Below are 5,305 nucleotides of genomic sequence, written 5' to 3' on the forward strand. Positions count from 1 at the left end.
GTTGCCCGCGCGATTCTCAAGGATCCACGAATTTTATTGCTCGACGAAGCCACCAGCGCACTTGATAGCGAAAGTGAATATGCGGTGCAGCAAGGCTTGGCGGCTTTAATGCGTGACCGCACTACCTTGATTATCGCTCACCGCTTATCGACCATTCAGCATGCTGACCGCATTGTCGTGATGGATCAAGGCAAGCTTGTTGATGTAGGCAGCCATACCGACCTGCTGGCACGCTGCCCTCTGTACCAACGCTTAGTAAAACGGCAGTTTAGCCATGTCTCAAATGGCTAAGCGTTGTTTTCCAATTCTTTGATTTGTTGGTCAATCTTTTCTGCTTCTTCGGTGAGCAATGAATATCCACGAATATCGCCGTTGCGCTGCGCCTGAAAGGCTTGTTGCTGCTTAGCTTCGTACTGTTTTTTAAGCTTTTTAACCGGATTTGGCTTTAAAAATGAGAGCATGTCGCGTCCTAATTTTAGGGTTACGGCTATGATTACGATCTAACCTCATCTTTGGATGACAGCGACTTTGCACTGAATACTTATTGTATCTACTTACTATTGTTGAGTGAGTCTGGCTAGATTAATAGATATATTGCCCGTTTATTTAGATGAAATGATGTTGTTCATATTGCTCGCCAACTCTCACTATTATCGACAAACGATGACACAGCCATACAAAGTATGGACAGAGTATTTAAACGCCTTCCTATATATTCAAGCGCTTCTCAAATAACCAGACAGTAAAAATAACATGAAACCAGGAAAAACCGGCATTTATCGAATGATAGATGCGACAGGTTATTCAGTGATAGCATCAAAACGGTGCAAATGAGTCGAGCTATTGGATAAAGTTTGAATTGCTATGGCGCGAATATTTCAAATGGCATGCACTGCAAGCGGGAGCAAAGCTTTTTTTATTCAAAGGTCAAAAGCAAAATGCGCCGCTAACAACGTTTAACAGCCAGCGTTTCACTGCTTGGTGTAATGGCTGCACTCCATTTCCATTGGTAAATGCGATAATGCATGAACTCAACACAACAGGCTTTATATCTAACCGCTCGCGGCAGATTGCAGCAAGCTGTTTGGTTAATGAGTTAGCTCTTGATTGGCGCTATGGTGCAGCTTACTTCGAACAGCAACTTATTGATTATGATGTGGCTGCAAATTGGGGCAATTGGCAATATATTGCGGGTGTCGGTGTCGACCCTAGAGGTGGGCGTCACTTTCATATCAATAAGCAAACAGCGCTTTATGATCCTTTGTCACGTTACATTCGCAAATGGAATGGCGAGCAAACGACCACAACGCTTTTTGACTCGGTTGATGAGGTTGACTGGCCGTCAAGGTGAAAAATACCAATCCGCAATAAATCTGTAAGAGTATATTTATTTGATTATATTTTAGTATTTTTTGCCTTTTTAACTAAAATAATGAATAAGACTTAATTGTTTATCATTAGGCTAGTTATTAAGGCAGATTATGGCATTTAGTGAAGCTTACAATGAACTAAAGTCGCAGCTAGGACTAGATATTGCACAGTTGCTTCTCGAAAGTGGTGATGTGGGAGTTTGGCTCTGGAATGTGCAAACAGGCGAAACAATTTTTAATGATAAATGGGCAGATATCATTGGCTATTCTCTGTGCGAACTAGAACCCGTTTCAATTGATACTTGGCTTACCTTTGCTCACCCTGAAGACTTAGTGAAATCTGAGCAATTATTAAATGAGCACTTCGAAGGTGAATCAGCGCGATATGTTTGTGAAGCGCGTATGAAACATAAACGAGGCCACTGGGTTAAAGTGCTTGATAAAGGCCAAGTACAAACGTGGGATAAAAACGGTAATCCAGAATGGATGGTTGGAATACATATTGATATTACGGAACAATGGCAAAAAGAACGCGAAATTGAATTCCTACATCAAGAACTAAAAAAGTTCACTGATAACCTCCCAGGCTTTGTTTATCAATATGTAATAGACAATAAAGATGAAGCGTTTTTCCCATTTGCTACATCAAAAGTATTTGATATCTATGGCTGCTCTCCCAAAGATATTGAGTCATCAGCAGATAGAGTTATGCAAGCGATACATCAAGATGATCTGGAACGTATTGTACGAAGTATTGAGCATTCACGCGCAGAGCTAACTGATTGGTGTGAAGTGTTTCGCGTTAACCACCCCAAAAAAGGACAGATCTGGATTTCGGCAAAATCATCTCCGATAGCCCGAGCTGATGGCAGTGTAGAATGGAATGGTTATTCTGAGGATGTTACAGAGGAAGTTAAAAGTAATGAGAGAATTAAACTATTAACGGCTGTTTTTTCTACAACTAGCCGAGGGATTCTGATCACCACCGCTGAGTCTGTGATTGTTGATGTAAATCCTGCTTTTGAGCAAATAACAGGGTTTAAGAAGCATGAGGTAATAGGTAAAAAACCTTCAATACTTTCTGCAAAGAAGCAACCAGATGAGTTTTATCAACAAATGTGGACTGAGTTGCTCGATAAAGGCTGTTGGCAAGGAGAGGTATGGAATAAGCGAAAGTCAGGAGAGGTGTTTCCTGAGCAATTATCCATAGATGCACTGTATGATGAAAATGGCTTAGTTTCTCATTATATCGGTGCATTTGATGATATCTCTTCGGCGGTAGAAAAGCGCCAGCTTCTCAATGAGCTAGTTAATCAAGATCCACTTACTAAGCTATTGAATCGCAGAGGACTCGATATTCAATTGCGTGCTTTCTCACAAAGAACGCCAGCAGAGCATAACCAATTTGCATTGATCTATCTTGATCTTGATAATTTCAAACTCGTTAATGATACATATGGTCATGAACAGGGTGACAATTTGTTACTGGACATTAGTCAGCAATTGCGTTTACAAATGAGAGATAAAGATGTGCTATCGCGCATTGGTGGTGATGAGTTTGTTATTGTTTTACCTTCATTAACAAAGGCTAGTTTGTGCCAAGATATAGCGCTACGATGTCAGCAGGCGGTTAAAAAAGTAGCGCAAGATTATGAAACGGTTCAGCCGGTAAGTGCGAGCTTTGGTATCGCCATGTATCCTTTACACGGACACAGTGCAAAGGAACTTTTGGCCATCGCTGATAAACAAATGTATGAAATGAAATTGGCTCTAAAAGTCTCACCACTCGGTTGATATTTCAACACTAGGCAGTTTATTCAAAAGCGGAAGTAATGCGCGTTCTTTGCGCAAATCTTTACGCTCGTTTTCTAAATCTTTGCGTTCTCGATAAAGCTCTTTTTGCTGAGTATTATTAAGGTGGTTACTGTTAAGCTCGCCACGAATATCTTTTAATCGACGGTCGATATCGTCAATGCGATTATCAATATAACTCAGTCTTTGTTGCACTTGATATCTATCGTTACCTTCTTGCCATGCTTTACGAAACGCTGTGCTATTACAGACACCATTGTATGACGCGCCTTGCATGCCTAACGTAAAGCCATTTTCTGGTTCACAGTATGTAGCGAGGCCCTGATCGTATCCCACTTTATATTTAGCAATGTCAGCATTTACACCATACTCACTGCATTGTGATAGTGCATCTATGCCATCGCGATACTCAGTGCCATCTGCACCATGTTTATAACCAATACCATGCCAGTCAGCTTGTAAACATTCATTTTTGCTAACCGAGGTGCAGCCTGCTAATACGATTAGGGGCAGTAGAGGAAGAGTCCATTTTCTCATTAAAATCTCAGCTTATGATATTAATAACCTAATAGATTCTAGCCCGAAAAGTTCGTTGTTAGAAAGCTGTTTTTACTTCAAAGCAGTTAATTCAAAATGATGGCCTGAACTTCATTCACCATTGGCAGAATTTCTGAGCAACACGTAAATTAGGCTGAACATTCTTTAAATGAGTTAACTGTAAGATGCAAAGTAAAGTGAAATGGCAGCGCTTTATCAATAAATGGCGGTCAAAAAACATAATTTTAAACCATAGCTTTAATAGTTCTGTGGGCGACATAAGGTTTGCGCTATTCAATTGCCATTGGGTTTGATGCTTGACGGTTATTGGGCAAGGCAAGTGTCCTGGGTAAGTTTGCCAAGGCGCAAGTAAAGCTCGTGGGTAATCGGTTTTTAACCATCGTTGATAAAAACGGTGTTTGCGAACGTACTCCACCGGTAAACCCAACGGATACTGTAGGACCTTCCACGAATAAAATGGATGGAAAAACTCCATTTTAAATTCGCAAACCTGCTCGTTAGGAACACTCAAATGGTGGTGTTGATCGTTAAGCAGCAAGAATAATTGAAATGCTTTTTCAAGTGGTAATTCAGCGAGTGGTTCGAAGCTAATTTTTAAGTTAGCTATCAGTTTTTGTTGTAATTGTTCAGCATTATGAACAACTGACTTAGGTAAAAAAGCGTATTGTTGTTTGAGGTAAGCACTGATTAGTTTATCTAAGTTGTTTTCTTTTGCTGCAGCATAAATTTCATCACCGTAATAAATAAGCCCGATCCCAACACTACCGCCATTTCCTGACCAGCTTATTTGTGGTCTGCATACGTTAGTGAAATCTTGATGTTTCGCTTTACGCCAATATTTGCCAAGGCGCTGTTCGACAGATAGCCGCTGGGTGTCTGAAACTTGTATTACTTCTAATGGTACTGCATTTTGTGATGCATATTGTTTAGCACAAAATAGATCTTGGCTATCAGATTGCGAAAAGTTAAACGACTTCAATTGCACGCCTTGGCGCAATAACTCACTGTTAATAAGCCTAGAGTCTAAACCGCCAGATAAAGTGCTAAGAATTGTTTTATCTTTATGTTTTGCCTTTGCAACTAAAGTTTTAAAAGCCTTTGAGATTCCCTTCAATTGCATCTGGTGCAACGAGCTTTTGTTTTGCAAGTGATACCCAATCAAAATATCTTTTTCTAGTTACACCCTGTTTTGCATTAAAGCATAGCATTTCACTTGGGTATGAGCATTTTACGTCTTTAAACGGCGTATGATCTAAAAGAGGATAACCAAGCACGGCAAGCTCAGTTAATGCATCCGGATTGTTCTGTAGTTGGATATCCAACTGCTTAAATAAATTAAGGTTAGTGGAAAATAGTAAACCATACTGTGTTTGTAAGGTATAAAAAGGTTTTAATCCAAGTGGATCAGTCGCTAATGTTAGGCGCTGGCTCTGCAGATCAAATTGACAAAAGCTAAATACTCCTTCGCATTGCTGCAAAGAAAAGTCGAGAGACTCGCAGCCCGCAAGTGTAATTAGGTCCTGTGTTCTAGAGCTTGATATGAGAGGGTGTCCAATGAGTGTTGC

4 protein-coding genes and 3 pseudogenes are annotated in these 5,305 nt (G+C 40.3%); 3 read left to right on the forward strand and 4 right to left on the reverse strand.

The features are described from left to right. Nucleotides 1–291, forward strand: a pseudogene (locus tag ACXAC4_RS20730) (ABC transporter ATP-binding protein); the annotation flags it as partial. On the opposite strand, the gene ACXAC4_RS20735 reads toward ACXAC4_RS20730, so the two are convergent. Then, a complete protein-coding gene (locus tag ACXAC4_RS20735; protein WP_106406577.1) occupies nucleotides 288–461 on the reverse strand; it encodes a DUF6435 family protein in 174 nt (57 codons plus the stop codon). The pseudogene ACXAC4_RS20730 and the gene ACXAC4_RS20735 overlap by 4 nt on opposite strands. Before the next feature lie 362 nt (nucleotides 462–823). Here ACXAC4_RS20735 and ACXAC4_RS20740 point away from each other — a divergent pair. Both ACXAC4_RS20740 and ACXAC4_RS20745 read left to right on the forward strand, forming a co-directional pair. Next, nucleotides 824–1,351: pseudogene (locus ACXAC4_RS20740) on the forward strand (FAD-binding domain-containing protein); the annotation flags it as partial. Between the two features lie 130 nt (nucleotides 1,352–1,481). Continuing rightward, entirely contained in the window at nucleotides 1,482–3,164 is a 1,683-nt protein-coding gene (locus tag ACXAC4_RS20745) for a sensor domain-containing diguanylate cyclase (protein WP_054551849.1), read from the forward strand. On the opposite strand, the gene ACXAC4_RS20750 is transcribed toward ACXAC4_RS20745, so the two are convergent. From ACXAC4_RS20750 to ACXAC4_RS20760, 3 genes and pseudogenes are all read right to left on the reverse strand, one after another. Beyond that, the gene (locus tag ACXAC4_RS20750; protein WP_199529141.1) at nucleotides 3,150–3,719 is read right to left on the reverse strand and encodes a DUF2799 domain-containing protein; all 570 of its coding nucleotides are present in this window, start codon (nucleotides 3,717–3,719) and stop codon (nucleotides 3,150–3,152) included. The two genes, ACXAC4_RS20745 and ACXAC4_RS20750, sit on opposite strands and share 15 nt — an antisense overlap. Nucleotides 3,720–3,834: 115 nt before the next feature. Then, nucleotides 3,835–4,860: an adenine nucleotide alpha hydrolase family protein gene (locus tag ACXAC4_RS20755; protein WP_475165090.1), complete on the reverse strand. Its 1,026-nt coding sequence runs from the start codon at nucleotides 4,858–4,860 to the stop codon at nucleotides 3,835–3,837. Beyond that, nucleotides 4,829–5,305 (reverse strand): annotated as a pseudogene (locus ACXAC4_RS20760) (hypothetical protein); the annotation flags it as partial. The pseudogene ACXAC4_RS20760 and the gene ACXAC4_RS20755, both read right to left, overlap by 32 nt.

It is taken from the genome of Pseudoalteromonas sp. AWM4_233, assembly GCF_056158285.1.

Coding starts and splice junctions, on each gene's coding strand:
- ACXAC4_RS20735 (WP_106406577.1), bottom strand. CDS start 461: ATGCTCTCATTTTTAAAGCCAAATCCGGTTAAAAAGCTTAAAAAACAG.
- ACXAC4_RS20745 (WP_054551849.1), top strand. CDS start 1,482: ATGGCATTTAGTGAAGCTTACAATGAACTAAAGTCGCAGCTAGGACTA.
- ACXAC4_RS20750 (WP_199529141.1), bottom strand. CDS start 3,719: ATGAGAAAATGGACTCTTCCTCTACTGCCCCTAATCGTATTAGCAGGC.
- ACXAC4_RS20755 (WP_475165090.1), bottom strand. CDS start 4,860: ATGCAATTGAAGGGAATCTCAAAGGCTTTTAAAACTTTAGTTGCAAAG.